Consider the following 24,499-nt stretch of genomic DNA (forward strand, 5'->3'; position numbering starts at 1 on the left):
GGCCTGTCGCCGGTCGGATCAGCGGCCCGGGATCTAGGCCGCCAGCCGGCGCCATCCCGTCGCCTGGATGCGGAACTCACCCACGAGATCGTTCAAGCGCTCCACCTCGTCCGTCAGGGACGCCGCCGACGCGGCGCTCTCCTCGGCGAGGGCGGCGTCCTGCTGGGTGACATGCTCCATCTCGGTGACGGCCTCGCCCATGGCGGCGATCTGGCTCATCTGCTCCGAGGCGGCGGTGGAGATGCCGTCCACGTCGGCCGCCACCTGCCGGGCCGCCGCCACGATCTGGGCCAGCGCCTCGCCGGTGGAGCGCACCAGGGCTGCGCCCTGAGTCACCTCCGCCGAGGAGGACGCGATCAGCGCGCTGATGTCGCGGGACGCCTCGCCGGCGCGCTGCGCGAGCGTGCGCACTTCCGACGCCACGACAGCGAAGCCCTTGCCGGCTTCGCCGGCCCGGGCGGCCTCCACCGCCGCGTTCAGGGCCAGCAGGTTGGTCTGGAAGGCGATGTCGTCGATCACTGTGGTGATCTCGTTGATGCGCTGGGACGCGCCCTCGATGCGGCTCATGGCGTCGACCGCCTGCTGCACCACGCCGCCGCCCTTCTCGGCCACCGACATCGCCTTGCTCGCCGCGCCGGCGGCGTCGTGGGAGGATGTCGCGGACGCGCGCACGGAGGCGGCGAGCTCGCGCGCGCTCGCGCCCGTGTGGTCGAGCGAGGCCGCCTGCTGCTGCGTGCGGCGCGCGAGGTCCTCGGACGCGCCCGCGAGCTCGGCCACGTGGGTGCGGATGGTCCCGACGGAGGTCATCACCTCGGCGATGGCCTGCTGCATCTGGCTGGCGGCCTCGTTGAAATCGCTCCGCAGGCCCTCGTATTCCGGCGGGAACGCCTGTTCGATGCGCATGGTGAGGTCGCCGGTGGAGAGGGCCTTGAGCCCCTCGGCCAACATGGAGACCACGTGCGCCTGCTGGCGCGTGAACTCGGCGCGGGCCGCCTCGTTCCTGCGGCTCTCGAGCTCCCGCGCGTCCCGCTCGTGTTCGGCGCCGCGCCGCTCCTCCTCGGCCTCATGCTCGAGCCGGGCGCGATCCAGCGCCGCCTGCCGGAACGTCTGGACCGCCTGCGCCATCTGGCCGATTTCGTCCGCCCGGTCGGCGGCCGCGATCTCCACGTCGGTTCGGCCCGACGCCAGGGCGAGCATGGCGTCCCGCAGGCGCGCCAGCGGCCGGGCCGTCGTGCGGCTCACGAGGACCGCGCAGGCCACCCCGAAAGCGAGGCCGGCCAGGATGGCGGCCAGGATGATCCGCTGCGTCAGCGCCTGGGCGTCCGCGAGCCGCTGGCCGGCCGCCTCGCCGTCGGCGGCCGCCTTGCGCTCGAGCTCGGACAGGGTCGGGCCGATGACGTCGAAGGCGCCGGTGAGCTTCTCGGCGGCCTGCATGTAGGCGTTCTCGGCCTCGGTCCAGGCTGCGAAGCGGGAGGCGTAGGTCTCCAGGTCAGCCGCCAGCGACGACTTCGCCGCCTCGTCGAGGTGGAGACGCGCGATGGCGCGCTCGACCCGTCCCTTGCTGACCTCGAACTCCCCGAGCTGGCTGTTGTCCGTGGTGCGCCTGTATTCGGATTTGGCCGCCCGCATGGCGGCAAGGGCCTGGAGCATGCGCTCGGAGAGCAGGGCGTCTTCGTCGTCGATCTCGCCCCGGACGCGGCTCGTCACCTTGTCGGCGGCTTCCGCGAGGCCGCTGGCGAGACCATCGAACCCTTCCGCCCCGATGGTCTGCTTCAGCTTCTGCACGGACTGGAAGCTCTCGGCCACCGCGACTCCGTGGGCGCGGGCGGCGGCCAGTTCAACGCCGTAGCGTTCATGCAGGGGAAGACGCTCCAAGGTGGCTGCGAGAGCGGACGCGGTCCCGAGCGCGGCCGAGAACCGCTCGACGTCAACGTCGTCCCGGCGGAACCGCAGATCGCGGCTGATGGCCTTGAGCTCAACCTGCGCCAGGCCGAACTGGCGGGCCGTCTGCCGAATGGCGCCATATTGCTGGGCTTCCTCAAAGGCGCCCGCCACGCGCCGGCTTCCATCGAAATACGCGCCTGCGACAACCAATAGCCCCAGCATGGATGCACAACTCAGGGCTGTAATGCGTGTCGCGATCGAAAATTTGTTAAGCGATATGGCCATGGCGCGGCTCCGCAAAGACGTCGCCTTGCATAGCCCTCAAGAGGTGAAAAAAGCTTTGAATCACGGTTGCTCAAGTCTTGAGTATGGAATCGCAGAAACAGGCGCTCGTCAGCTGCGATTATCTTGGATCAATGGGGCTTGTTTCAACCTGGGCGTGTTATTTCTGGAGAACATAGGAGCCCGGCGCGTCCTCCAGCGCCGGGTAGCCGGCCTCCTCGCTGCCGAGCGGCGGCGGAGCGTCGAGGCTGTTGCTGGAGCGCGCGTCCAGCCATCGGAACCAGGCCGGCCACCAGGAGCCCGAGCCCGCGGTGGACTGGACCAACCATTCGTCCGCGCTCAGGCGGTGCGCGCCTTCCGGCTTCACCGCCATGCGATAGTGGCGATCCTTGCGGCCGGGTTCGCTGACGATACCCGCGTTGTGGCCGCCGCTGGTGAGGACGAAGGTGACGTCGGTTTCGGCCAGGTAGTGGATCTTGTAGACGGAACGCCAGGGCGCGACGTGGTCGCGCTCCGTGCCGACCGCGAAGATCGGCAGCCGGATGTTCTGGATGGCGACAGGGCGCCCTTTCACCATGACGCGCCCGGACGCGAGGTCGTTGGCGAGGAAAAAGCGGCGCAGATATTCCGAGTGCATGCGATAGGGCAGGCGGGTCGCGTCGGCGTTCCAGGCCATCAGGTCGTTCAGGGGCGTGCGCTGGCCCATCAGGTAGTCATGCACCAGCCGCGACCAGATCAGGTCGTTGGAACGCAGCATCTGGAAAGCGCCCGCCATCTGGGACGCGTCGAGCGTGCCTTCCTCCCACATCATGCTCTCGAGCAGGGAGACCTGGCTGTCGTCGATGAAGAGCTGGAGCTCGCCGGGCTCGGTGAAATCGGTCTGCGCCGCGAACAGGGTCATGGAGGCGAGCCGGTCGTCGCCGAACTCCGCCATGGCGGCCGCGGCCAGGGACAGGAGCGTGCCGCCGAGGCAATAGCCGGCGGCGTGGACCTTCCGCTCCGGCGCGATGGCGCTGATCGCGTCGAGCGCGGCCATCACGCCCAGGCGGCGATAGTCGTCCAGCGAGAGATCCCGATCTTCCGACGTGACGTTGCGCCAGGAGATGCAGAACACGGTGTGGCCGCTGTCGACCAGGTGGCGCACGAGCGAGTTCTGGGGCGACAGGTCCAGGATGTAGTATTTCATGATCCAGGCCGGCACGAGCAGCACGGGCTCCCGGCGCACCTGCGTTGTGGTGGGCGCGTACTGGATCAACTCGATCAGTCGGTTGCGGAACACGATCTTGCCGGGCGTGACGGCTACGTCGCGTCCAACCTGGAAGGTCTCCGCGCCTGCGGGCGGTCGGCCGGCCAGGTTGCGGGTCGCGTCCTCCATCCAGTTTGCGAAGCCCTGCGCCAGGTTGAGGCCGCCGGCCTTCGCGGTCCGCTCCAGGATCTCCGGGTTGAGCCAGGGCCAATTCGAGGGCGAGGCCACGTCGAGAGCCTGGCGGGCGGTGAAGGACACCACATCCTGGTGGTGTGGCGACACGCCGTGGACGCCTCGCGTCGCTTCCTCCCACCAGCGCTGCGCGAGCAGGAACCCCTCGCTGATCAGCCGGTAGGGCGGGGCGCTCCAGGCGGGACCACGGAAACGGTTGTCACCGGGGCGGGCCTCCGCCAAGGGCTCCGGCTCGGCGCCGCGGGCCATGGCGCCGGCGGAGTCCGCCAGCTTCATGGCCATGCGCCAGGCCTCGAGCGCCAGCTCCAGCCGCTTGCCGGGCGAGACCGCGAGGTGGATGGCCCAGTCGGCCATGGCCAGGGACAGGGCCGTGGGCGACAGCCCGCGCGTGGCCTCGGCGACCATGGCGGTCGCGAAGTGATCGAGATCCTCCAAGGTCTGGATAGGCCGGCTTCCGTCGGCCGGCTCGGCGGGCGCCAGGTAGTCGGGGTGAACCGGGCCGGCCGGCGCGGGCGCGCTCTCGACACGGACGGGAAGTGGGAGCTCGTTCATCGGGGGTCTCCAGACCCACCCATCAGGGCACGCCAGAATGGAAAAGACATTGCCCTATCGCAAGCGGACTGCGTCGCTCCGGGAGGAACCCCTGCTGCCTCGACCCGTTTCCCCGCGATCGAAGGAGGTCCGCCATGGACACGCACAGCATGCACTCCGTCCCAGACGTCACGCCCGACATCGACTTCGAGGAGCACGAGCGAACCTACCGGGCCTTCGTGCGCCTCGCCAGGTCGGTGGCGGTCGCCATCCCGCTGATCCTGGCGTTCATCTTCTACTGGACCCGCTGACCAAGCGCCCTCTCCCGACGGACGGGAGAGGGCGCTAGACCCGAGCGGGGCTCCCGTCAGTCGTCATCCTCGCTCGAAACGATGTCGCAGGCTTCGTCCGTGGCCTCCTCGGTGAAGCCTGGCAGGGGCTGGCTGGCGTCGTCGCCGCAATAGGTGTCGACGAGGTTGTCGCGCTTCAGGATCTCTGCCGCCGCGCGCGCGTCGTTCTGCTGGGCCCAGGCGGCGCCGGGGACCAGGATCAGGGCGGCCAGGAGCGTGGTTCGAATCATGGTCTCTCCTCTTGGGGGGCGAACAGGTTGCCCCTCAAAGACGACGGCTCCGTGGCGGTTCCACCCTTTCGGCAGCCTTCATTCGCATCCGGAAGGGTCTGGATCGCTTCGCTACGCTCGCGATGACGGCGAGGGGCTAGGCGTCTGGTTCGCCTGGGCGAGGTCGTCCAGGATGGGACAATCCGGGCGCTGGTCGCCCGCGCAGCACTGGGCGAGGTGGCGGAGAGTGGCGGCCATGCCCTGCAACTCGGCGATGCGGCGCTCCAGGTCGGTCACGTGCTTCAGGGCGAAGGCCTTCACGTCGGCGCTGGCGCGCGTCTTGTCCCGCCAAAGGTTCAGCAACTCGGCGGTCTCCTCCATGGAGAAGCCGAGCGAACGGGCGCGCTTGACGAAGCGCAGCGTGTTGACGTCGTCCGGGCCGTACACCCGGTACCCAGCCTCGGTGCGCGCGGCGGGGCGGATCAGGCCGATGGACTCGTAGTAGCGCACCATCTTGGCGGACACGCCGGAGGCGCGGGCCGCTTCGCCGATGTTCATGGGCGAGCCTCCCGAAGCACGGGCCGGAATCCGCGCAGGCGGAGCGCGTTCGTGACCACGCTGACGCTGGAGAAGGCCATGGCGAGGCCGGCGAACATGGGCGACATGGTCACGCCGAACAGCGGATAGAGCGCGCCCGCCGCGACCGGGATCAGCACGACGTTGTAGCCGAAGGCCCAGGCGAGGTTCTGGCGGATGTTGCGGATGGTGGCGCGGCTGAGCGCGACGGCGTTGGCCGCGCCTGCAAGGTCGCCGGACATCAGCACCACGTCGGCGCTTTCGATGGCGATGTCCGCGCCCGTTCCGATGGCGACGCCCACGTCGGCCTGGGCCAGCGCCGGCGCGTCGTTCACTCCGTCGCCGACGAAGGCCACCCGGGCGACCCCATCCGCCTGCAGGCGCTTGACCACGTCCGCCTTGTCGGTGGGCAGCACCTCGGCGATCACCTCGTCCACGCCCAGCCGCCGCGCGATGGCCTGCGCCGTGGCGCGGTTGTCGCCAGTGATGATCACGATCCTGAGGCCTTGCGCGCGCAGCGCGTCCAGGGCCGCGGGCGTGGTGTCCTTGATGGGGTCGGACACGGCCAGGATGGCGGCGAGCCGGCCGTCCAAGGCCGCATAGAGCGGCGTCTTGCCCTCCGAGCCCAGGCGGGCCGCCGTTTCGGCGAAGCCCGCCGGGTCGAGGCCGAGACGGACCATCAGGCGGTCGGCGCCCACATCGACCTTGCGCCCCTCCACGGTGGCGCGCACGCCAAGCCCGGGAACGGCCTCAAAGGTCGTCGGCGCCGGCAGGTCGAGGCCTTCCCGGCCGGCCGCCGCCACGATCGCGGCGCCGACCGGATGCTCCGAACGGCTCTCCACGGCCGCGACGAGCCGCAGCACTTCCTCCCGCGTGAAGCCGGGGGCCGTCTCGATGTCGGTCAGCTCCGGCTTGCCGCGGGTCAGCGTGCCGGTCTTGTCGAGGGCGGCCACGGTGGCCTCGCGCAGCTGCTGCAGCGCCTCGCCGCGGCGGAACAGGATGCCGAGCTCGGCGGCCTTGCCAGTTCCGACCATGATGGAGGTCGGCGTGGCGAGCCCCATGGCGCATGGGCAGGCGATGATCAGCACCGCCACGGCGTTCACCAGGGCGTAGGTGAGGGCCGGGGAGGGGCCCCAAACCAGCCACGCCACGAATGTCAGGGCCGCGACGGCCATGACCGCGGGCACGAACCAGAGGGTGATCCGATCCACCACGGCCTGAATGGGCAGCTTGGAGCCCTGAGCCTGCTGAACGGTGCGGACGATCTGGGCCAGCAGGGTGTCGCCCCCGACCTTGGCGGCGCGGAAGCGCAGAGCGCCGTTGCCGTTCACCGACCCGCCGATGACGCGGTCGCCGGCGGCTCGGCTGGCCGGGATCGGCTCGCCGGTGATCATGGATTCGTCCACGTAGGACGAGCCCTCCACCACGACGCCATCCACCGGCAGCCGCTCGCCCGGGCGCACAGCCACCACGTCGCCTACGCGCACGGCTTCGATCGGGACTTCGACCTCCTGGCCATCCCGCACCACGCGCGCGGCCTTGGCTTGCAGAGTCAGCAGGCGGCGGATGGCTTCGCCCGCCCCGCCGCGGGCCCGGGCCTCGAACCACCGGCCGAGCAGGATGAGGGCCACCACCACGGCGGCGGCCTCGTAGTAAGTGAAACGCGCGCCTTCCGGCAGGAGCCCGGGCGCGAAGGTCGCCACGACGGAGTAGCCATAGGCCGCAAGGCCGCCGAGCGCGACGAGGCTGTTCATGTCGGGCGCGAGCCGCGCCAGCGCGGGCCAGCCCTTGCGCTGGAAGCGCAGGCCGGGGCCAAACAGCACGAAGGTGGCGAGGACGAAGGAGACGAGCCCCAAGGCCCGGTCTCCGAATGTCATCATCAGCCAGTGGTGGAAGGCGTCCGAAAAGTGCGCGCCCATTTCGATGACAAGCAGCGGGGCCGCGCCCAGGGCGGCCAGGATCACGTCGCGCTTCAGGCCGGCGATCTCGGCGGCGCGCGCCTCGCGCTCGCGGTCGGTCTGGTCCTGGCCCGACAGGGCGGGCTCGGCCTCATAGCCGGCCTCCTCGACCGCGGTGATCAGGTCCGCTGAGGGAACGCCGAACGAGCGGACGGAAGCGCGCTCGGTGGCGAGGTTCACGGTGGCGTCCACGACCCCGGGCACGCGCTTCAGCGCGCGCTCGACGTGGCTGACGCAGGACGCGCAGGTCATGCCGCGGACGGCGAGCTCGACGGTCGTCTCAACCGGTTCGTAGCCGGCGTCCAGGATGGCCTCGGCTACGGCCTTCACGTCGGCGCCGGCCGACAGGGACACGGTCGATCGCTCGGTGGCCAGGTTCACGTTGGCGGCCGTGACGCCCGGGACCGCCCGGATGGCGCGCTCCACCCGGCCGACGCAGGACGCGCAGGTCATGCCCTGGACAGGGATCTCCACTTGGGTGGTCGGTTCGGCTCGCGCCCGGGTCGCTGTGGCCGCCATGGGGGACTCCTCTCGATGGTCGGCAGTGCATATGGGGCTTCCCATGGTGGGAAGGTCAAGAGCGCAGTCCATAACAGGGCGCCGGCTCGAGGCAGATGATCTATCTCATGGCGAGCCTTGTCGGACGGGCGCAGAACATCCACAAGATCACCCCCGAGGTCGACTGTGGACCAGACCAACACCGCCCGGGCGCCCACGTCCTACCGCCAGGCGCCGCCTCGCTCCCGCATCCGCACGGCGCTCGCGTTAGCCTGGAGGGGCTTTCTGACGCTGGGCGTCGCCGCCCTCATGGGCCTGGGCCTGGCGCGCTGGTATTTCGGACCGGAGGTGACAGCCTATCCGGTGGTCAAGGCCGACCTCGTGAAGACCGTGGTGGCCAGCGGCCACGTGGAGACGCCGTACCGGGTCGACATCGGCAGCCAGATCACGGGCGTCGTGGACGAGGTGCTGGTCGACGAAGGGCAGACCGTCAAGCGGGGGCAGCCCCTCATCCGGCTCGAGCGCGAGGAACTGCAGTCGGCGATGGTGCTGGCCGAGGGCGCAGTGGCCCAGGCCGAGGCGCGCATGCGCCAGATGCGCGAATTGACGCAGCCCGCGGCCCAGGAGACGCTGAAGCAGGCCAGGGCCACGCTCGCGAACGCGGAGGCGACCTACGAGCGCGCCCAGCGCCTCGCCAAGGGCGGCTTCGGCACCCAGGCGGCGCTGGACGAGGCCACCAAGAACCTGGACGTGGCGCGCACGCAGGCCCGCACGGCGGAGTTGCAGGTCTACACGTCGAGCCCGGGCGGCAGCGATTACGTGATGGCCGAAACGCAGCTCGCCCAGGCCCGGGCGGCGCTTGCGACCGCCAAGGCGCGCCTTGGCTACAGCCTGATCACGGCGCCGCGCGACGGCGTGCTCATCAGCCGCAACGTCGAGAAGGGTGCGGTGGTGCAGCCCGGCAAGTCGCTGCTGGTGCTCGCCCCCACAGGCGACGTGCAGCTCGTCGTGCAGATCGACGAGAAGAACCTCGGCCTGCTCAAGGTGGGGCAGTCCGCCCTGGCGTCGGCCGACGCCTATCCCGACCTGCGGTTTCCGGCGACGCTCAGCTACATCAACCCGTCCGTCGACATCAACCGAGCCTCCGTGGAGGTGAAGCTCACCGCCAAGGACGCGCCGGACTACCTGCGGCAGGACATGACCGTGTCGGTGGACATCGAGGTCGACCGCCGCGGGGGAGCCCTGGTCGCGCCCGCGCGCGTGGTCCACGACGCCAATGGCGGCGCGCCTTTCGTGCTGGTCTCCAACGGTGGACGCGCGCACGACCAGCCGGTGAAGCTCGGGCTGCGGGCAGGGGACCGGGTGCAGATCCTCGACGGGGTGAAACCCGGAGACCTCCTGCTCCCGGTCTCGGCAGGCGTCCGCGCCGGGCAGCGGATCAGGGCGGTCCAGCCGTGAGGCGCTGGCTGCCCTTCGAATGGATCGCGGCCCTGCGGTTCCTGGCCGAGGGGCGGATGCAGACCGGGTTCATCCTGGGCGGCATCGCCATCGGGGTGGCGGTGATCGTGTTCATGTCCGCCATGCTCAGCGGGCTGCAGGCGAACTTCATCAAGCGCGTGCTCACCTCGCAGCCGCAGATCCAGCTGATCCCGCCGGATGAGGTGGCGCGCCCGCTGCGGGGCGGTCCGCACGAGATCGAGGCGGCCATCGTGCAGCGGCCGTCGCAGCGGATCCTGAGCATCGACCAGTGGCGGACGATCCGCGAGGCCATGACGGCGCGGGCGGACGTGGTCACGGTTTCCCCCAGCGTCTCCGGCGCGGGGCTCGCGGTTCGCGGGTCGGCCGGGCGCAGCGTCACGCTCACGGGCATCGAGCCGGAGCACTATTTCCGGATCGTGCGTGTGCCCGACTACATCGTGCAGGGCGAGACGCGGCTCGGCACGGACGACATCCTGATCGGCACCGAACTCGCCAACGACCTGGGCGTGACGCTCGGGGACCGCATGCACGTCACCACCGCGCAGGGTGGCGACCGGGTGCTGACGATCCGGGGCATTTTCGACCTGGGCAACAAGGGGGCCAACCAGCGCAGCACCTTCGTGGCGCTGCGCACGGCGCAGAGCCTGTTCAACCTCATCGGCGGCGTCACCTCCATCGACATGACCGTGAAGGACATCTACGCGGCGGAGACCATCGCGCGCGAGATCTCGGCCAGCCTGCCCGTGCAGGCGGACAGCTGGATCAAGACCAATGCGCAGTTCTTCACCGCCGTGCGGGCGCAGCAGAACTCGAACACGCTGATCCGCCTGTTCGTTGGCCTTTCGGTCGCCTTCGGCATCGCCGCGGTGCTGATCGTGTCGGTGATCCAGCGCTCCAAGGACATCGGGATCCTGCGGGCCATGGGGGCGCGCAAGGGCCAGATCCTGCGCGTGTTCCTGATCCAGGGCGGCGTGCTCGGTTTCTTCGGGTCGCTGGTCGGCTCGGCCATGGGCGCGGGAGCGCTCGTCCTGTGGCACAGCGTCGCCCGGCAGGCGGACGGGTCGGAGCTGTTCCCGCTGATCCTGTCGCCCGGCCTGTTCGTCGTGGCGACGCTGATCGCGACGGTCACGGGCGTGGGGGCCGGAACCGCGCCGGCGCTGCGGGCCGCGGGGCTGGACCCGGTGGAGGCCATCCGTGGCTGACGTCATCCGCCTCGAGGGAATCTGCAAGTCCTACAATGTCGGCCTGCCGACCGAGACGGAGGTGCTGCACGGGATCGACCTCGCGCTGCACGAGGGCGAGTTCGTGGCCCTCATGGGCCCGTCCGGCTCGGGCAAGAGCACGCTGCTCAACATCGTCGGCCTCCTGGACCGGCCGACCTCGGGCACGCTCTTCATCAACGGGGAGGACACGACCGAGCTCGGGGACGCGGCGATCACGACCTTGCGGGGGCGGGCCATCGGCTTCGTGTTCCAATACCACTACCTGATCTCTGCCTTCACGGCGCACGAGAACGTGGTCATGCCCATGCTGCTCGACCGGGGCCACCCGGACGCCGCGATGGAGCGCCGCGCGGACGAGCTGCTCGACTGGGTGGGCCTGTCCCGCTGGCGCGACCACAAGGCGACCAACATCTCCGGCGGGCAGCAGCAGCGCGTGGCCATCGCGCGCGCGCTGGCCATGGACCCGTCCCTGGTGCTGGCGGACGAGCCGACCGGCAACCTGGACTCGGTGTCGGCTGACGCGGTGTTCGAGCTGATGCGGCGCATCAACCGGGACCGGGGCACCAGCTTCCTGATCGTCACCCACAACCTGGACCTGGCGCAGCGCTGCGACCGCATCGTCGAGGTGGTCGACGGGCGCATCTCGGGCCGGGTCATCCCGACTTTGGACGCGCGCTAGGAACTGCGGCGACCCGAGGCCGCCTGCCGGTTCTCCGGACCTGCGAGGAGCGGAGCGACGGAGCAATCCACGGGCACGGCGCGTCCGCGTCCATCAACAGCATGGACGCCCGGCGCCCCTGGGTTGCTTCGTCGCCCTTTGGGCTCCTCGCAAGGACGGCGGAGGGGGCGGTCAGCCTGCGGCGGGAGGCGGCGCCNCGGAGGGGGCGGTCAGCCTGCGGCGGGAGGCGGCGCCACCAGGTTGAAGCCGGCGCCCTGCGGGTCGAGGGCCTGGATGATCCAGGCGCCGCCGGGCACCTCCATGGGGCCGTTCAGCACCTGGCCGCCATGGGCCTTCACGCGATCCACCGCCGCATTGATCTCCGGGACGGTGAAGTAGAAGCCCCAGTGCGGCATGGGGACCTGCGGGGGCTTGGTCATCATGCCGCCCGACCCGACCCCGTCGATGGCGAAGATGCGGTAGACGCCCATCGGGCCCATGTCCATGTCGCGCTCCTTGGTCCAGCCGAACTGGTCGGCGTAGAACCTGAACGCCTGCTCGCCGTCGGCGGCGTAGAGTTCGCGCCAGCCGACATGGCCGCGCGCCATGGGCGCCGGCAGGGGCGGAGGCTCGTCCATCTCCTTGGGCTGGAACAGGCCGAACACGGCGCCGCCTGGATCCGACACGACCGAGATCCGGCCGACGTTTGGAATGTCCCAGGGCTCGCGATGCACCTTCCCGCCGGCCTGGCGGACATCCGCGGTTTTCGCGTCCACGTCGCGGCAGCCGATGTAGCCCATCCAGTGCGGGCGCACTCCTGCCGATTTCAGCTCGTCCGGCATGGTCATCATGCCGGCAGCGTGCTCGCGCGGGCCGACGCCCATGAGGATGTAGGGCGGATCGCCGCCCTCGAAGGGCTGGGCGGTCCAGCCGACGACGTTTCCGTAGAACGCCACGGCCGCGTCCAGGTCCCCGGTCATCAGCTCGTACCAGACGAAAGGATTGGCGGGCATCGGTTTCCTCCTGTTGGTTGTTGTCGCGTCAGGCGTCCGCGCCCGCATAGGCGCGGCGCAGCGTCGGCCCGTCCAGCTTCACCATGGTCATCACGGCCTCCATGACGCGCCTCGACTTGGCCGGATCCTTGTCCTTCAACATGTCGGTGATGTCGTTCGGCACGACCTGCCAGGCGAGGCCGTAGCGGTCCGTGATCCATCCGCACGCCATGGGCTGCCCGCCGTCGGCGAGGGCGTCCCAGACGCGGTCGATCTCCGCCTGCGAGTCGCAGCGCAGGAAGACCGACACGGCTGGCGTGAACTTGAACTCCGGCCCGCCGTTCAGGGCGGCGTAGGGTTGCCCGGCGAGGGTGAACTCCACCAGGAGCACCTCGCCCAGCTTCACGTGCGGCGTGTCCACCATGGCGGGGATGACGTGGTCGATCCGGGAGTTCGGGACAATGGACACGTAGAAGCGGGCGGCTTCCTCGGCCTCGCCGTCGAACCAGAGGCAATGGGAGATGGCGGTCATGGACGCCTCCCTCAGGCCGAAGCCGGCTCGCGAGCCATGGCGACCTTGGCGGCCTCCATGTCCATCCACATGATCTCCCAGATGTGCCCGTCCGGGTCCTCGAAGCTGCGGCCGTACATGAAGCCATAGTCCTGCCGCGGGGTCGGATCGGCCTTGCCGCCGCCGGCGCCCGCCTTGCCGACCATGGCGTCAACGGCGTCGCGGCTGTCCGCCGAAAGGCAGAGCAGCACTTCCGTGCTGGTCCGTGCGTCCGCGATGGCCTTGGGGGTGAACTGGCGGAACTTGTCGTGGGTCAGCAGCATGGCGTGGATCGTATCCGAGAAGACCATGCAGGAAGCGGTGTCGTCGCAGAACATCTCGTTCTTCGTGGCGCCGACCGACTCGTAGAAGGCTGTCGCCCTGCGCAGATCCGACACGGGGAGGTTCACGAAAATGAGCTGGGTCATCGGGGGGGCTCCTTGCTCTCACGTTGAGCAGCCTGCCCCAATGTGTTATGAAAGACAACCATGAAGTTAGAAAAAATAACCAAGCAGGATTCGGCTATCGGGCGGAGCTACCACGACGCCTGCGGGGCCGCGCATGCGCTGGATCTCGTGGGCGAGCGCTGGGCCCTGCTGGTCATGCGCGAGCTCATGCTGGGGCCCAAGCGCTTCAGCGACCTGCGGGGCGACCTGCCGGGCATCAGCGCCAATGTGCTTACGCAGAGGCTCGAGGGACTGGAGGCGGCTGGGCTCCTGGTCCGGCGCAAGCTCCCGCCGCCCGCGGCCGCGCAGGTCTACGAGCTCACGCCCTGGGGCTACGAGGCGGAGCCCATCATGGCCGCGCTCGGGCGCTGGGCGACGCGCTCGCCCCTGCATGATCCCACCCTGCCGCTCAGCGCGACCTCGCTGATGCTGTCGTTCCGAACCATGTTCGATCCCGGCCGGGCCGGGGACTTCGCCGTCCGCATCGCCTTCCGGCTCGGGGACGAGCGTTTCCTGGTCAGCGTCGGCGAGGGCCTGATCGAGGCTCGGCGCGCGGCGGAAGGCGATCCCCCTGCGGCGGTGACGGTGGCCGGCGAGCCCCCGGCGGTCGCGGCTGTCGTCTATGGAGGCGCCCCCCTGGACGGCATGGAGGTGAGCGGAGCCTTGGTGATCGAGGGGGACCGGGCCGCCTTTGCACGCTTCGCGACGCTGTTTCCCCTGCCCGAAAAGGCCGCGCCACCGCGTCCGTGAGCGACGAGCGAAGGGCGCTTCCATCACAACCCTTGTAGAACCCCGTCCTTCGGCAGGCGTTGTGCTCCCACTGAAAACAACTGGAGCATGACGATGAAAGCCATCATTCTCGCATCCGCCGTGCTGGCCGCCTCCGCTGGCGTGAGCTTCGCCCAGGACTTCTCCATTGGGCCGGGCGGCGTCCGGATCGAGCGCCACGGCGACCGCGACTGGCGCGAGCATCGCCGCTGGGGCTACGAGACGGGCAGCGTGAGCGGCTGCCGCACCATCACGGTCCAGCGCCGCAACGAGGACGGCGACCTGATCACCAAGCGCATTCGCCGCTGCGACTGACCGCAGACAGGTGGAATCCCAGGCCCCGCAGCGCGCTGCGGGGCCTTTTTTATTGCCTGGGCTGGGTTGGTGCGCAGCCTCCGGCGTTCTCCGGCCGGAAGGCCTGCTCCCCCGGCAGGGTCGCCACGAGCCTGTAGTAGTCGTAGGCGTAGCGGCTCTCTCCGGGCTTCTTCACCTCATAGAGTTGCATGGCGTGGACCGCCCGCCCATCCCTCCGCAACTGGGTGGGCCCGAACAGCGGGTCGTCGATAGGCGCCCGACGCATGGCCGCGACCACCTCGCCGCCAGCCACCGTGCGGGCGTCCCGGACGGCGCGCAGATAGGCGAGCAGGGCGGAATAGACGCCCGCGTGGTCCTCCGTGGGCATGCGGCCGTTCATGACGGCGGCGAAGCGCCGGCTGAAGGCGCGGGTCCGCTCGTCGCGGTCCCAGTAGAAGCCGGTGACGAGGCGCAGGCCCTGGGTCGCCTCGAGCCCGAGGGCGTGGACGTCCGACAGCTGGATGAACAGGGCGGCGGGAGTCATCTTGCCGGCGACGCCGAATTCGCTGGCCTGCTTGATCGCGTTGATGAGGTCCGCGCCGGTGTTGGCGAGCGCCAGAACCTGCGCGCCGCTGCCGGTTGCGGCCAGCAGGGGCGAGGAGAAATCGCCCGCGCCGAGGGGATGGCGGAACGAGCCCACGGCCTCGCCGCCGGCCTCGGCCAGCGCGGTCGTCGCGTCCCGCTCCAGGGCAGCGCCGAGGGCGTAGTCGACCGCGACGAAGTACCAGCGTTTCAGTTCTTCCGCGGCCAGGGAGCGGGCGAGGCCGCGGCCCTGGGCCCAGGTGTCGGAGACCCATTGCACGGTGGTGGGCGCGCAGGACTTGCCCGTGAGTTCCGAGGTCATGGCGGACGAGGCGAGGGCCACGCGGTCGCGCTCGCGCATGAGATTGGCCACCGCGAGCGCCACGGCGGAGTTGGGGAGGTCCACGATCGCGGACACGCCGTCGACATCCAGCCAGCGCCGCGCGGCTGCGAGCCCCACGTCCGGCTTGTTCTGGTGGTCGGCCTGCAGGATCTCGACGGAGAACCCAGCGCCCTCGCGCTGGAAATCCTCGACAGCCAGACGGGCCGCCGCCACCGATCCCGCCCCGACCTGGTCGGCGAAGGGGCCGGACATGTCGGTCAGCACGCCGACTTTCACAACGGGTGGAAGGAGCTCCGCCGCTGGCGCGGCGTTCGTCAGAAACGCGATGGAAAACAGGGCGACGGCCCAGCGCATGCGGAACCTCCGGGGGATGCGGAGGCTGGAGCTTAAGCGCTCGGGCCGAACGGCGCCAGCCGCACAGGCCGACAGGCCCTGACGCCGGTCAGCGCTCCACGGGGAGGCCGGCGGCCTTCCAGGCGGAGATGCCGCCCCCCATGTGCGTGTCGACAGGCAGGCCCAGGCGTGAGCACAGGTCCAGCGCCGTCTTGGAGCGCCCCCCGGCCAGGCAGTGCAGAACGACGGGCTTGTCCTGAGGCAAACGGTGCGCCTCGGCCTGGAAGCGGGACAGCGGAATGTTCAGAGCGCCAGGGATGCGCTCCGCGCCGAATTCGCCCGGCTCGCGGACGTCCACGAGCGCGACGGCGCTGGAGGACAGCAAGTGGTGGACGTCATGGGGCGTCATGGTCTTCACAGGCGCGCTTTTCTTGAACAATCCGAACATGGGGCATCCAGGGTTGGGCCGCCTTCGCGAAAGGCAGCCTTTCATTTCGTTCATTCGAATATATATTGTGATCCGAGGAATGCAACGCCGGGGTGGGCAGGAGCCCTGATATCGGCATTGGGTTGAACCGGGCCGCCGCCGGGCTGGAGGCGCCGCTTCCTTGTTCCGGGCGTTGACGTCATCAGGCGGGAACGAGTCTTGACCATCACAGCCGGGAGTCGACCATGAGCGCGTCCATGCATGTCGTTTGCCCTCAATGCGACCAGGTGAACCGCATCGCCGCCGACCGCCCGGCCGCCCAGGCCGTGTGCGGCCGCTGCCAGGCGCAGCTGTTCCAGGGACGCCCTGTCGAACTCGACGCCAAGCGCTTCGAGAAGCATGTCGCGCGCAGCGACCTGCCGCTCATCGTGGACTTCTGGGCGCCGTGGTGCGGCCCATGCCGGGCCATGGCGCCCGTCTTCGAGCGCGCGGCCAAGGACCTCGAGCCCCGGGCCCGGTTCGTGAAGGTCAACGTGGACGAGAATCCCGAGGCCGCCGCCCGCTTCGGAGTGCGCGGCATTCCGGCGCTCTTCGCCCTGCAACACGGGAAGGTGGCCGCCCAGCAGGCAGGCCTCGCCGACGAGAGGCTGCTGCGATCCTGGGTGGACAGCCTCGCGCCGCGCTGACGGCCCACACCTCAGGCCGATGACTTAGCGCAACGACAGCGCGCAACAGCAGGGGCATGCTGAGCGTCGCGCCGCGCCGCCCGGCTCCAGACACGGGAAGCGGCGCGGGGATCTCTGGCCTGGAACCCGTCGAGAAGGTAAAAGCCGGGCTTGATATAATCGTGACTTCGAATATACGATACATTGTCGCTGTCTGAAGACCGGAACGGCCGGGCGACCTGCAAGGAGGAACTCCCATGGCCCATGTCGTCATCCTCGGCGCCGGTCTCGGCGGAACCATCATGGCCTACGAGATGAAGGACGCGCTCCGGCCCGGCGACCGCCTCACGGTCGTCAACAAGGGCGCGACCTACAGCTTCGTACCCTCCAATCCCTGGGTCGCGGTCGGCTGGCGGGGGAAGGAAGAGATCGAGGTCGATCTCGCCCCCGTGATGGCGCGCCGGGGCATCGATTTCCGCCCGGAAGGCGCACGGCGCCTGCGGCCCGAGGCGAACCAGATCGAGCTGAACGACGGCTCGACCCTCGACTACGACTACCTGGTGATCGCCACCGGGCCCGAGCTGGCCTTCGACGAAATCGAGGGCCTGGGTCCGCAGGGCCATACCCAGTCGGTCTGCCACATCGACCACGCGCTGGAGGCGCGGACGGCCTTCGAGCAACTCGCCGCCAAGGGCGGCCCCGTGGTGATCGGCGCCGTCCAGGGCGCGTCGTGCTTCGGGCCGGCCTACGAGTTCGCGTTCATCCTCGAGACGGCGCTGCGGCGCCGCAAGGTGCGCGACCGCGTGCCGATGACCTTCGTGACGCCGGAGCCCTATATCGGCCACCTCGGGCTGGACGGGGTCGGGGACACCAAGAGCCTGCTCGAGAGCGCGCTGCGCGAGAAGCACATCAAGTGGATCACCAACGCCAAGGTGACCAAGGTCGAGCCGGGCGTCATGCTCGTCGACGAGGTCAACGAGGATGGCTCGACGAAGGCCAAGCACGAGCTGCCCTTCGCGTTCTCCATGATGCTGCCGGCCTTCCGGGGCGTGGAGGCCGTTCGCGGGGTCGAGGGGCTGTGCAATCCGCGCGGGTTCATCCTGGCGGACAAGCACCAGCGCAACCCGGCCTACCCGAACATCTTCTCCATCGGCGTCTGCGTGGCGATTCCGCCGGTCGGCAAGACGCCGCTGCCCGTGGGCGTCCCGAAGACCGGGTTCATGATCGAATCCATGGTGACGGCCACGGCCCAGAACGTGAGCGCGCTGATCCGGGGCGAGCAGCCCAAGGCCGTCGCGAGCTGGAACGCCGTGTGCCTCGCCGATTTCGGCGACAGCGGCATCGCCTTCGTGGCGCAGCCGCAAATCCCGCCGCGCAACGTGAACTGGTCGGCTTCGGGCAAGTGGGTGCACGCCGCCAAGATCGGGTTCGAGCGGTACTTCCTGCGCAAGATCCGCCAGGGGAAGAGCGAGACGTTCTACGAGAAGCTCGCGCTCGACATGCTCGGCATCACCAAGCTCAAGGAAATCCACGAAGAGGTGGCCTGAGGCCGCCTCCACATCCAGAGGACGAAGCAATGACGATCGATCGCGCGGTTCTGGCCTTCGCCGGGTGCATGGTGCTGCTCTCGGCGGCGCTGGTCTACCTGGTGTCGCCGTGGTTCCTGCTGTTCACCGCCTTCGTCGGGCTGAACATGCTCCAGTCGGCGTTCACCGGCTTCTGCCCGGCGGCGATGATCTTCAAGGGGCTGGGATGCCGCGTAGGCGAAGCGTTCCGCTGATCCAGCCGCGGTTGCGCGCCTCACCGCTTGCCGGTGGGGCGCGGTCCGCTGTCGTCCGCGGCTGGGCAGAAGGCCGCCTGCAGCGCCTCCATGACATTTTCCACGCGCGCGTCGGCGACGGCGTACCAGACGGTCTGCCCGTCCCGGCGGGCGTTCACGAGACCGTCCTTCCGCAAGAGCGCGAGGTGCTGCGAGACCACGCTCTGCCGCACCCTCAGGAGCGCAGCCAGCTCGCTCACCGACGCGTCGCGCGCGCTGATGGCGCACAGGATCCGCAGGCGGACTGGGCTCGCCAGCGACTTGAGAAACGCGCTCGCATCGTCCGCCGCGGCGGCAAGGGCTTCGGCCTTCATGGCTTGAATGATTGCGCATGTTCGAATATATGTCAAATGGAAGACGGCGCGGCCGTCACGCCGCCTCCCCGTCGAGGCGCCCTCAGACCGGACAGGATTCCACCATGCGGAAGGCCCTCGCTCCCGTAGCGCTGATGTTGGCGCTGCAATGTTCCGTCGCGCAGGCCGGCGAAGTCGTCCTGCAGCCGACGACCGTGCAGGACCTCAAGGCCGTGTTCGGCCAGGTGCAGAGCCGCGACACGGTCCCGGCCCGCGCCCGCATCGGGGGCGTGCTCCTGTCCCGCTCGGTTGACGAAGGTACGGCCGTCAAGGCGGGCCAGGTGATCGCCACCGTCGGGGACGAAAAGCTCGCGCTGCAGCTCCAGGCGGTGGACGCCCGCATCAAGGCCCTGCAGGCGCAGCTCGAAAACGCCAAGGCGGACCTCGAGCGGTCGCAGGCCCTGATCGCCCGCGGCGCGGAGACCCAAAGCCGCCTGGACCAGCTGCGCACCGCCGCCAACGTGCTGACCAACCAGATCGCAGCCTCCCAGGCCGACCGGGCGGTCATCGTGCAGCAGACCACCGAGGGCCAGGTGCTCGCGCCCAAGGACGGCCGCGTGCTGACCGTGCCCACCGTGCCCGGATCGGTGATCATGCCGGGGGAGACCGTCGCGCGCATTGCGGCTGGCGGCTACTACCTGCGCCTCGCGCTGCCGGAACGACACGCCGCGCACATCAAGGCCGGGGACCCGGTGAGCGTGGGCGGGCGCGGGCCCGGCGCGGAGGCGCAGGGCGGACCGCGCCGCCAGGGCAAGATCGTGAAGGTCTATCCGGAGCTCGAGGGCGGTCGCGTCATCGCGGACGCCGAGGTGGATGGTTTGGGCGATTTCTTCGTCGGCGAGCGGGTTCCGGTGTGGATTCCCGTCGCGACGCGACAGGCCCTCGCCGTGCCGGCCGACGCGGTGCAGACGCGCGAGGGCGTAGACTATGTCCGCGTCGCGGCGGAAGGCGGCGCGATCGATGTCCCCGTCGTGCTGGGCCCGGCCCAGGACGGCCGGGTCGAGATTCTGTCCGGCCTGCGGGCCGGCGACCGCGTGGTGACCCCATGAGCGCCCCGAACGCCGCTCCCCACCGGCTGGGCGTCGCCGGCGCGCTGACGCGCTTCTTCATCCGCTCGCCGCTCACGCCGCTGTTCCTGCTGGCGTCCTTCGCGCTCGGGCTCGTGGCCTTGGTCACGCTGCCGCGCGAGGAGGAGCCGCAGATCTCCGTGCCCATGGTGGACATCATGGTGCGGGCGGACGGCCTCAAGGCCGAGGACGCGGTCAAGCTCGTTACCGAGCCGCTGGAGACCATCGTCAAGAGCATCAACGGCGTGGAGCACGTCTACTCGCAGACCAAGGACGACGCCGTGATGGTGACGGCGCGCTTCCTGGTCGGCACGAGCTCCGACGCGGCCATCCTGCGCGTGCACGAGAAGGTGCGCGCCAACATGGACCGGATCCCGGTGGGGATCCCGGAGCCACTGATCGTGGGCCGCGGCATCGACGACGTCGCCATCGTGGTGATGACGCTGACGCCCAAGCCCGATGCGGCGGCGCGCTGGGACGCCAACGGCCTCACGCGGGTCGCCCGGGAGTTGCGCGTCGCGATCTCCAAGCTGGACGACGTCGGCCTGACCTACATCGTGGGCGAGCAGCCGGAGGAGATCAGGGTCGAGCCCAATCCGGAGGCGCTCGCGCGCAACGGCGTCACCCTGCAGCAGCTCGCCGCCAAGCTGGAAGGCGCCAACCGCTCGTTCCAGGCCGGCCAGGTGCGCGAGAACGGCCGCCAGCTGCCGCTGGTCGCAGGCCAGACCCTTCAGAGCTTCGACGAGATCGGCAACCTGCTGGTCACCACCCGCGACGGCCGACCCGTCTACGTGCGCGACCTCGCGACCATCTCGCTCGCGACGCATCCGGCCGAGACGCGGGTGTCCAGCCTTGTGCGCGACCCTATGGCCGAGGGCGGGTTCGCGCGCACGCCTGCCGTGTCGATCGCGGTCGCCAAGCGGGCGGGCGCCAACGCGGTGGTGATCGCCGACCGCATCGTGGAGAGCCTCGGTCACCTCAAGGGCGAGCTCGTGCCCGCGGACGTGGACGTGTCCGTGACCCGCAACTACGGCGAGACCGCCAACGAGAAGGCCAACGAGCTCCTGTTCCACCTCGGGCTCGCCACGATCTCCATCGTGCTGCTCGTCGCCGTCTCCATCGGCTGGCGCGAGGCGGTGGTGGTGGCGGTCGTCATCCCCACCACCATCCTGCTGACGCTCTTCGCCGCGCGGATCATGGGCTACACGCTGAACCGCGTGAGCCTGTTCGCGCTGATCTTCTCCATCGGCATCCTGGTCGACGACGCGATCGTGGTGATCGAGAACATCTCGCGTCACTGGGCCATGCGGGACGGGCGCTCGCCAGTCCAGGCGGCGGTCGACGCCGTCGCGGAGGTCGGCAATCCGACCATCGTGGCCACGCTCACCGTGGTGGCGGCGCTGCTGCCGATGCTGTTCGTGTCCGGCATGATGGGGCCCTACATGAGCCCCATCCCGGCGAACGCGTCGGCGGCCATGATCTTCTCGTTCTTCGTCGCCGTGATCCTGACGCCCTGGCTCATGCTGAAGGTCGCCAGCAAGGCGCTGGCGAGCGGCGAGGGGGCAGGGGGCGCGCATGCGCCCGGGCACGGCGAGATCGGCGCCCTGGGGCGCCTATACCTTCGCGCCGCAAAGCCGATCCTCGCGTCCAAGGGCCGCGCCTGGCTGTTCCTGGGACTGGTCGGCGTCGCCACGGTCGGGTCGCTGGCGCTGTTCGGCACGAAGGACGTTACGGTCAAGCTTCTGCCCTTCGACAACAAGCCGGAGTTGCAGGTGGTGGTCGACCTGCCGGAGGGGTCGTCGGTCGAGGACACCAACCGCACGCTGTCGGAGATCGCGCAGCGCCTCGCCGCAGTTCCGGAGGTCGTTTCGTTCCAGACCTATGCGGGGACGGCCGCGCCGTTCAACTTCAACGGCCTGGTGCGCCACTACGCCCTGCGCTCATCGCCCGAACTCGGCGACGTGCAGGTCAACCTGACGCCCAAGGAGGCCCGCAAGCGGTCAAGCCACGATATCGCGCTCGACCTGCGCAAGCGCCTTGCGGACCTGAAGGTCCCGGCCGGGACCTCCATTAAGGTGGTCGAGCCGCCGCCCGGGCCGCCGGTGCTGGCCACGCTGCTGGCCGAGATCTACGGGCCCGATCCGGAGACACGCCGAGCCGTCGCCACCAAGGTCCGCGAGGCCTTCGCCAGCGTGCCCTTCATCGTCGACGTGGACGATAGCTTCGGCCATCCCGCGCCTCGGGTGCGGGTGACCGTGGACCAGGACAACCTGGAGTACCATGGGGTCGAGCAGCGCGACGTCTACGACACACTCCGCACGCTCGAGGGCGGGTCCACGGTCGGCTACTCGCACCGCGGCGGCGGCCGCCAGCCCATCCCGATCCGGCTGGAGCTGTCCAAGTCCGACCGCGTGATGGACGAGCGGGCCCTCACCACGCCCGTTCCCGCCAACGCCCTGCCGGGCAACCGGACGGTGGTGGAACTGGGCGACGTGGTGAGCGTGAAGCACGAGCCGTCGTCCTTCCCGATCTTCCGCCACAACGGCCGCGCGGCGGAGATGGTCACGGCGGAGCTGGCCGGCGCCTACGAGGCGCCGATCTACGGCATGCTGGCGGTCGACGACGCGCTCAAGAAAGTCGACTGGGGGGCCTTGCCCAAGCCGGACATCGCGCTGCACGGGCAGCCCCTGGACGAGGGCAAGCCAACCCTGCTGTGGGACGGCGAGTGGGAGGTCACCTGGGTGACGTTCCGCGACATGGGCGGCGCGTTCATGGTGGCGCTGCTCGGGATCTATATCCTCGTCGTGGCGCAGTTCGGCTCGTTCAAGCTGCCGCTGGTGATCCTGACGCCGATTCCGCTGACCTTCATCGGCATCATGCTGGGTCACTGGCTGTTCCACGCGCCGTTCACGGCGACGTCGATGATCGGCTTCATCGCGCTCGCCGGCATCATCGTGCGCAACTCAATCCTGCTGGTGGATTTCATCCGCCACGCGGACCGGGAAGGCCGGACGCTGCGTGACATCGTGCTGGAGGCCGGGGCCATCCGCTTCAAGCCGATCCTGCTCACGGCGCTCGCCGCCATGATCGGGGCGGCGGTGATCCTGGCCGATCCGATCTTCCAGGGTCTCGCCATTTCCCTCCTGTTCGGCCTGGCGTCGTCGACGCTGCTGACGGTGCTCGTGATCCCGGCGATCTACGTTGTGCTGAGGGGCGAACGCCCGGCCCGTCCGCGCGAGGCTCAGTAGCCGATCACGACCTTGGACCACCGGCCGAGGACGCCATGGGCCGCCAGGGTCATCAGGTAGCAGATGGCGATCACGATCGCCGTCAGAGCCAGGGCTTCGGCCAGGAGCTGGGGGTTTAGGGCCGTCGCGTTTTGACCCGCGGCCAGTTTCACGAGAGCGATGAAGTAGCCGTGCAGCAGGTAGATGCTGAAGCTGGCATTGGCGATACGGTGCGCCAGGACGCTCTTGTACACGTAGGCCAGCGAGCTGAACGCCTGGATCAGCAGGGGCGTGGCCGCGAGCTTGTTGAAGAGGGCGATCGGCTCCTCCCAGTCGACTTCCTGCCCGGACACGAGCATCGCGGCCGTGCTCGTGAAGACAAGCGCGCAGCCCATCAGCACGTAATCGCGCGCGGGGCCCGGCTTGTCGACGGACCATGCGCGATAGGCCACCCCGGCGGCGAAGCACACCACGAAGTGGGCGAAAGCCTGGACGGGATTGTCGTTGTGCTCCGGCCGCTCGATCACAAACGGCAGAAGTGCGAGCGGAATCAGAATCCAGGCCAGCCTCGGGTGCAGCGTCATCGCCTTCCAGACCGGGAAGAGGGCGAACATCATCAGCAGGGGCGGCAGGAACCAGAGCGGCCCAAGATGGGACCCTGTCCAGAGGTAGAACAGGATTTCCGGGCCCGGGTTTGTGGACGGCGCCGCGATCGGCGGAGGCTTGAGGCCCAGGACATAGATCGCGATCGCAGGCGCGGATATGGCCAGATAGGGGCCAACCAGGTTTCGCGCCTTCCGCCTCAGAAATTCACTCGTCCCCTGGTAGGGTGACGTATGCGCCATCAGGAGGCCGGCGATAAAGAAGAAATAGACGTTGGAGTTCAGGCTGACCAACCGGATTCCGTGCGCAGCCGGTCCGTTCAGGATGTTCATGGCGTCGAAGACGTGGATGAAGACGATCGCCGCGAGGCCGAACGCCCGCACTTCCTGCACACCCCAGAGCTTTCTTTTCCTGGTCTCCGATGTGACTATGCCGGAGCTCCAGATGAATGGCATGCTCCACGATGCGCCATGCGAGTTAGCCATCTTCAGCAGTCCCCCCGCGATCCGAGCACTCCGACGGTGCGGGAAAGCGGCGAAAGACGAAACATTTCAAAGGGAGTAATCGCCCCGGTTGACCTTATCTCTTGGCCGTACCTCGCAAGGGGCTTCCCCGTTTCGCCGGCGTGCTGGCGCCCCGCGTCTCCTCAGGCAATGAGGCGGCGACCACCGGCGCCCTTCGGACGGCGCTCCCGCCATCCGCTTTTTTGGGCGCACAAGAGACCGGAAGTGGTGGGCCCGGCAGGACTCGAACCTGCAACCAGACCGTTATGAGCGGTCGGCTCTAACCATTGAGCTACAGGCCCCCGCGGGCAGTGGTACGGATTCGGGGCCGCGCTGTCGAGTGCCTCCGTTCACCGCCTGGGAAGGCCAGGATCCCTGGTCTCCGCCAAAGGGAGCAGGCCGAGGAAAGTATCTTGACAATATTCCTATTCTGTGCACCAT

Annotated in this window: 23 protein-coding genes and 1 tRNA gene; 11 read left to right on the top strand and 13 right to left on the bottom strand. The window is 69.3% G+C overall.

Features of this window, described 5'->3' with window-relative positions:
• Window positions 1-33: 33 nt before the first annotated feature.
• Together SLNSH_RS19190 and SLNSH_RS19195 are read right to left on the bottom strand one after the other, a co-directional pair.
• On the bottom strand, window positions 34-2,055 hold the full coding sequence (locus tag SLNSH_RS19190) for a methyl-accepting chemotaxis protein (protein ID WP_158266825.1): 2,022 nt from the start codon (window positions 2,053-2,055) through the stop codon (window positions 34-36).
• Between the two features lie 271 nt (window positions 2,056-2,326).
• Window positions 2,327-4,156: a PHA/PHB synthase family protein gene (locus SLNSH_RS19195; protein ID WP_106338881.1), complete on the bottom strand. Its 1,830-nt coding sequence runs from the start codon at window positions 4,154-4,156 to the stop codon at window positions 2,327-2,329.
• 134 nt (window positions 4,157-4,290) lie between these two features.
• Between SLNSH_RS19195 and SLNSH_RS19200 the strand changes: the two genes are divergently transcribed.
• Window positions 4,291-4,446: an aa3-type cytochrome c oxidase subunit IV gene (locus tag SLNSH_RS19200; RefSeq protein ID WP_106338883.1), complete on the top strand. Its 156-nt coding sequence runs from the start codon at window positions 4,291-4,293 to the stop codon at window positions 4,444-4,446.
• A gap of 56 nt (window positions 4,447-4,502) precedes the next feature.
• On the opposite strand, the gene SLNSH_RS19205 is transcribed toward SLNSH_RS19200, so the two are convergent.
• From SLNSH_RS19205 to SLNSH_RS19215, 3 genes are all read right to left on the bottom strand, one after another.
• Complete coding sequence (locus SLNSH_RS19205; RefSeq protein WP_106338885.1) at window positions 4,503-4,715, bottom strand: hypothetical protein; 213 nt, start codon at window positions 4,713-4,715, stop codon at window positions 4,503-4,505.
• A 111-nt stretch (window positions 4,716-4,826) separates the two neighbouring features.
• Complete coding sequence (gene cueR, locus SLNSH_RS19210) at window positions 4,827-5,252, bottom strand: Cu(I)-responsive transcriptional regulator (RefSeq protein ID WP_106338887.1); 426 nt, start codon at window positions 5,250-5,252, stop codon at window positions 4,827-4,829.
• The gene (locus SLNSH_RS19215) at window positions 5,249-7,747 is read right to left on the bottom strand and encodes a heavy metal translocating P-type ATPase (RefSeq protein ID WP_106338890.1); all 2,499 of its coding nucleotides are present in this window, start codon (window positions 7,745-7,747) and stop codon (window positions 5,249-5,251) included. Before SLNSH_RS19215 ends, cueR begins: the two co-directional genes overlap by 4 nt.
• 165 nt (window positions 7,748-7,912) lie before the next feature.
• On the opposite strand from SLNSH_RS19215, the gene SLNSH_RS19220 reads away from it, so the two are divergent.
• Genes SLNSH_RS19220 through SLNSH_RS19230 form a run of 3 tightly spaced genes read left to right on the top strand, consistent with a single transcriptional unit; the run spans window position 7,913 to window position 11,107 of the window.
• Window positions 7,913-9,184 carry an efflux RND transporter periplasmic adaptor subunit gene (locus tag SLNSH_RS19220; protein WP_425353021.1) on the top strand — a complete coding sequence of 424 codons (1,272 nt, stop codon included), beginning with the start codon at window positions 7,913-7,915 and terminating at the stop codon, window positions 9,182-9,184.
• Window positions 9,181-10,407 carry an ABC transporter permease gene (locus SLNSH_RS19225; RefSeq protein WP_106338893.1) on the top strand — a complete coding sequence of 409 codons (1,227 nt, stop codon included), beginning with the start codon at window positions 9,181-9,183 and terminating at the stop codon, window positions 10,405-10,407. Before SLNSH_RS19220 ends, SLNSH_RS19225 begins: the two co-directional genes overlap by 4 nt.
• Window positions 10,400-11,107, top strand: coding sequence for an ABC transporter ATP-binding protein (locus tag SLNSH_RS19230; protein WP_106338897.1), 708 nt, complete (start codon window positions 10,400-10,402; stop codon window positions 11,105-11,107). The genes SLNSH_RS19225 and SLNSH_RS19230 overlap by 8 nt, the downstream gene beginning before the upstream one ends.
• Window positions 11,108-11,316: 209 nt before the next feature.
• On the opposite strand, the gene SLNSH_RS19235 is transcribed toward SLNSH_RS19230, so the two are convergent.
• Genes SLNSH_RS19235 through SLNSH_RS19245 form a run of 3 tightly spaced genes read right to left on the bottom strand, consistent with a single transcriptional unit; the run spans window position 11,317 to window position 13,056 of the window.
• Complete coding sequence (locus SLNSH_RS19235) at window positions 11,317-12,099, bottom strand: VOC family protein (protein ID WP_106338901.1); 783 nt, start codon at window positions 12,097-12,099, stop codon at window positions 11,317-11,319.
• A gap of 28 nt (window positions 12,100-12,127) precedes the next feature.
• Window positions 12,128-12,610 carry a VOC family protein gene (locus SLNSH_RS19240; protein ID WP_106338905.1) on the bottom strand — a complete coding sequence of 161 codons (483 nt, stop codon included), beginning with the start codon at window positions 12,608-12,610 and terminating at the stop codon, window positions 12,128-12,130.
• An 11-nt stretch (window positions 12,611-12,621) separates the two neighbouring features.
• A complete protein-coding gene (locus SLNSH_RS19245) occupies window positions 12,622-13,056 on the bottom strand; it encodes a VOC family protein (RefSeq protein ID WP_106338908.1) in 435 nt (144 codons plus the stop codon).
• 60 nt (window positions 13,057-13,116) lie between these two features.
• Here SLNSH_RS19245 and SLNSH_RS19250 point away from each other — a divergent pair, with 60 nt between their 5' ends.
• Both SLNSH_RS19250 and SLNSH_RS19255 read left to right on the top strand, forming a co-directional pair.
• Window positions 13,117-13,824 carry a winged helix-turn-helix transcriptional regulator gene (locus SLNSH_RS19250; RefSeq protein ID WP_106338912.1) on the top strand — a complete coding sequence of 236 codons (708 nt, stop codon included), beginning with the start codon at window positions 13,117-13,119 and terminating at the stop codon, window positions 13,822-13,824.
• Between the two features lie 93 nt (window positions 13,825-13,917).
• Complete coding sequence (locus SLNSH_RS19255; protein ID WP_106338915.1) at window positions 13,918-14,157, top strand: hypothetical protein; 240 nt, start codon at window positions 13,918-13,920, stop codon at window positions 14,155-14,157.
• 49 nt (window positions 14,158-14,206) lie between these two features.
• On the opposite strand, the gene SLNSH_RS19260 is transcribed toward SLNSH_RS19255, so the two are convergent.
• Together SLNSH_RS19260 and SLNSH_RS19265 are read right to left on the bottom strand one after the other, a co-directional pair.
• Window positions 14,207-15,415, bottom strand: a complete 1,209-nt coding sequence (locus SLNSH_RS19260) for an ABC transporter substrate-binding protein (RefSeq protein WP_106338919.1) — start codon at window positions 15,413-15,415, stop codon at window positions 14,207-14,209.
• Window positions 15,416-15,503: 88 nt separating this feature from the next.
• Window positions 15,504-15,842, bottom strand: a complete 339-nt coding sequence (locus SLNSH_RS19265) for a rhodanese-like domain-containing protein (protein ID WP_106338921.1) — start codon at window positions 15,840-15,842, stop codon at window positions 15,504-15,506.
• Window positions 15,843-16,066: 224 nt separating this feature from the next.
• On the opposite strand from SLNSH_RS19265, the gene trxC reads away from it, so the two are divergent.
• The 3 genes from trxC to SLNSH_RS19280 all read left to right on the top strand — a co-directional run bounded on the left by trxC (window position 16,067) and on the right by SLNSH_RS19280 (window position 18,266).
• Window positions 16,067-16,507, top strand: a complete 441-nt coding sequence (gene trxC, locus SLNSH_RS19270; protein ID WP_106338923.1) for a thioredoxin TrxC — start codon at window positions 16,067-16,069, stop codon at window positions 16,505-16,507.
• 236 nt (window positions 16,508-16,743) lie between these two features.
• Window positions 16,744-18,033 (top strand): NAD(P)/FAD-dependent oxidoreductase, encoded by a 1,290-nt coding sequence (locus SLNSH_RS19275; RefSeq protein WP_106338925.1) that lies wholly within the window; start codon window positions 16,744-16,746, stop codon window positions 18,031-18,033.
• 29 nt (window positions 18,034-18,062) lie between these two features.
• On the top strand, window positions 18,063-18,266 hold the full coding sequence (locus tag SLNSH_RS19280) for a YgaP family membrane protein (protein ID WP_106338927.1): 204 nt from the start codon (window positions 18,063-18,065) through the stop codon (window positions 18,264-18,266).
• Window positions 18,267-18,286: 20 nt separating this feature from the next.
• Here SLNSH_RS19280 and SLNSH_RS19285 read toward each other — a convergent pair whose 3' ends face one another.
• Complete coding sequence (locus SLNSH_RS19285; protein WP_106338929.1) at window positions 18,287-18,619, bottom strand: ArsR/SmtB family transcription factor; 333 nt, start codon at window positions 18,617-18,619, stop codon at window positions 18,287-18,289.
• Between the two features lie 104 nt (window positions 18,620-18,723).
• On the opposite strand from SLNSH_RS19285, the gene SLNSH_RS19290 reads away from it, so the two are divergent.
• Both SLNSH_RS19290 and SLNSH_RS19295 read left to right on the top strand, forming a co-directional pair.
• On the top strand, window positions 18,724-19,707 hold the full coding sequence (locus tag SLNSH_RS19290) for an efflux RND transporter periplasmic adaptor subunit (protein ID WP_106338931.1): 984 nt from the start codon (window positions 18,724-18,726) through the stop codon (window positions 19,705-19,707).
• Entirely contained in the window at window positions 19,704-22,973 is a 3,270-nt protein-coding gene (locus SLNSH_RS19295) for an efflux RND transporter permease subunit (RefSeq protein ID WP_106338933.1), read from the top strand. The genes SLNSH_RS19290 and SLNSH_RS19295 overlap by 4 nt, the downstream gene beginning before the upstream one ends.
• Here the strand turns inward: SLNSH_RS19295 and SLNSH_RS19300 are convergent.
• Together SLNSH_RS19300 and SLNSH_RS19305 are read right to left on the bottom strand one after the other, a co-directional pair.
• Window positions 22,967-23,947: an acyltransferase family protein gene (locus tag SLNSH_RS19300; RefSeq protein WP_158266826.1), complete on the bottom strand. Its 981-nt coding sequence runs from the start codon at window positions 23,945-23,947 to the stop codon at window positions 22,967-22,969. The genes SLNSH_RS19295 and SLNSH_RS19300 overlap by 7 nt on opposite strands.
• Before the next feature lie 337 nt (window positions 23,948-24,284).
• A tRNA-Ile gene (locus SLNSH_RS19305) sits at window positions 24,285-24,360 on the bottom strand.
• Between the last annotated feature and the right edge of the window lie 139 nt (window positions 24,361-24,499).

It is taken from the genome of Alsobacter soli, assembly GCF_003004785.1.
Lineage (GTDB): Bacteria > Pseudomonadota > Alphaproteobacteria > Rhizobiales > Beijerinckiaceae > Alsobacter > Alsobacter soli.

Excerpts from the sequence above, each read along its gene's own strand:
- SLNSH_RS19280 (WP_106338927.1), top strand. The coding sequence starts at position 18,063 with ATGACGATCGATCGCGCGGTTCTGGCCTTCGCCGGGTGCATGGTGCTG.
- SLNSH_RS19295 (WP_106338933.1), top strand. The coding sequence starts at position 19,704 with ATGAGCGCCCCGAACGCCGCTCCCCACCGGCTGGGCGTCGCCGGCGCG.
- SLNSH_RS19235 (WP_106338901.1), bottom strand. The coding sequence starts at position 12,099 with ATGCCCGCCAATCCTTTCGTCTGGTACGAGCTGATGACCGGGGACCTG.
- SLNSH_RS19285 (WP_106338929.1), bottom strand. The coding sequence starts at position 18,619 with ATGAAGGCCGAAGCCCTTGCCGCCGCGGCGGACGATGCGAGCGCGTTT.
- SLNSH_RS19200 (WP_106338883.1), top strand. The coding sequence starts at position 4,291 with ATGGACACGCACAGCATGCACTCCGTCCCAGACGTCACGCCCGACATC.
- SLNSH_RS19250 (WP_106338912.1), top strand. The coding sequence starts at position 13,117 with ATGAAGTTAGAAAAAATAACCAAGCAGGATTCGGCTATCGGGCGGAGC.
- SLNSH_RS19195 (WP_106338881.1), bottom strand. The coding sequence starts at position 4,156 with ATGAACGAGCTCCCACTTCCCGTCCGTGTCGAGAGCGCGCCCGCGCCG.
- cueR (WP_106338887.1), bottom strand. The coding sequence starts at position 5,252 with ATGAACATCGGCGAAGCGGCCCGCGCCTCCGGCGTGTCCGCCAAGATG.
- SLNSH_RS19255 (WP_106338915.1), top strand. The coding sequence starts at position 13,918 with ATGAAAGCCATCATTCTCGCATCCGCCGTGCTGGCCGCCTCCGCTGGC.
- SLNSH_RS19260 (WP_106338919.1), bottom strand. The coding sequence starts at position 15,415 with ATGCGCTGGGCCGTCGCCCTGTTTTCCATCGCGTTTCTGACGAACGCC.
- SLNSH_RS19215 (WP_106338890.1), bottom strand. The coding sequence starts at position 7,747 with ATGGCGGCCACAGCGACCCGGGCGCGAGCCGAACCGACCACCCAAGTG.
- SLNSH_RS19265 (WP_106338921.1), bottom strand. The coding sequence starts at position 15,842 with ATGTTCGGATTGTTCAAGAAAAGCGCGCCTGTGAAGACCATGACGCCC.
- SLNSH_RS19245 (WP_106338908.1), bottom strand. The coding sequence starts at position 13,056 with ATGACCCAGCTCATTTTCGTGAACCTCCCCGTGTCGGATCTGCGCAGG.
- SLNSH_RS19275 (WP_106338925.1), top strand. The coding sequence starts at position 16,744 with ATGGCCCATGTCGTCATCCTCGGCGCCGGTCTCGGCGGAACCATCATG.
- SLNSH_RS19290 (WP_106338931.1), top strand. The coding sequence starts at position 18,724 with ATGCGGAAGGCCCTCGCTCCCGTAGCGCTGATGTTGGCGCTGCAATGT.
- SLNSH_RS19205 (WP_106338885.1), bottom strand. The coding sequence starts at position 4,715 with ATGATTCGAACCACGCTCCTGGCCGCCCTGATCCTGGTCCCCGGCGCC.
- SLNSH_RS19240 (WP_106338905.1), bottom strand. The coding sequence starts at position 12,610 with ATGACCGCCATCTCCCATTGCCTCTGGTTCGACGGCGAGGCCGAGGAA.
- trxC (WP_106338923.1), top strand. The coding sequence starts at position 16,067 with ATGAGCGCGTCCATGCATGTCGTTTGCCCTCAATGCGACCAGGTGAAC.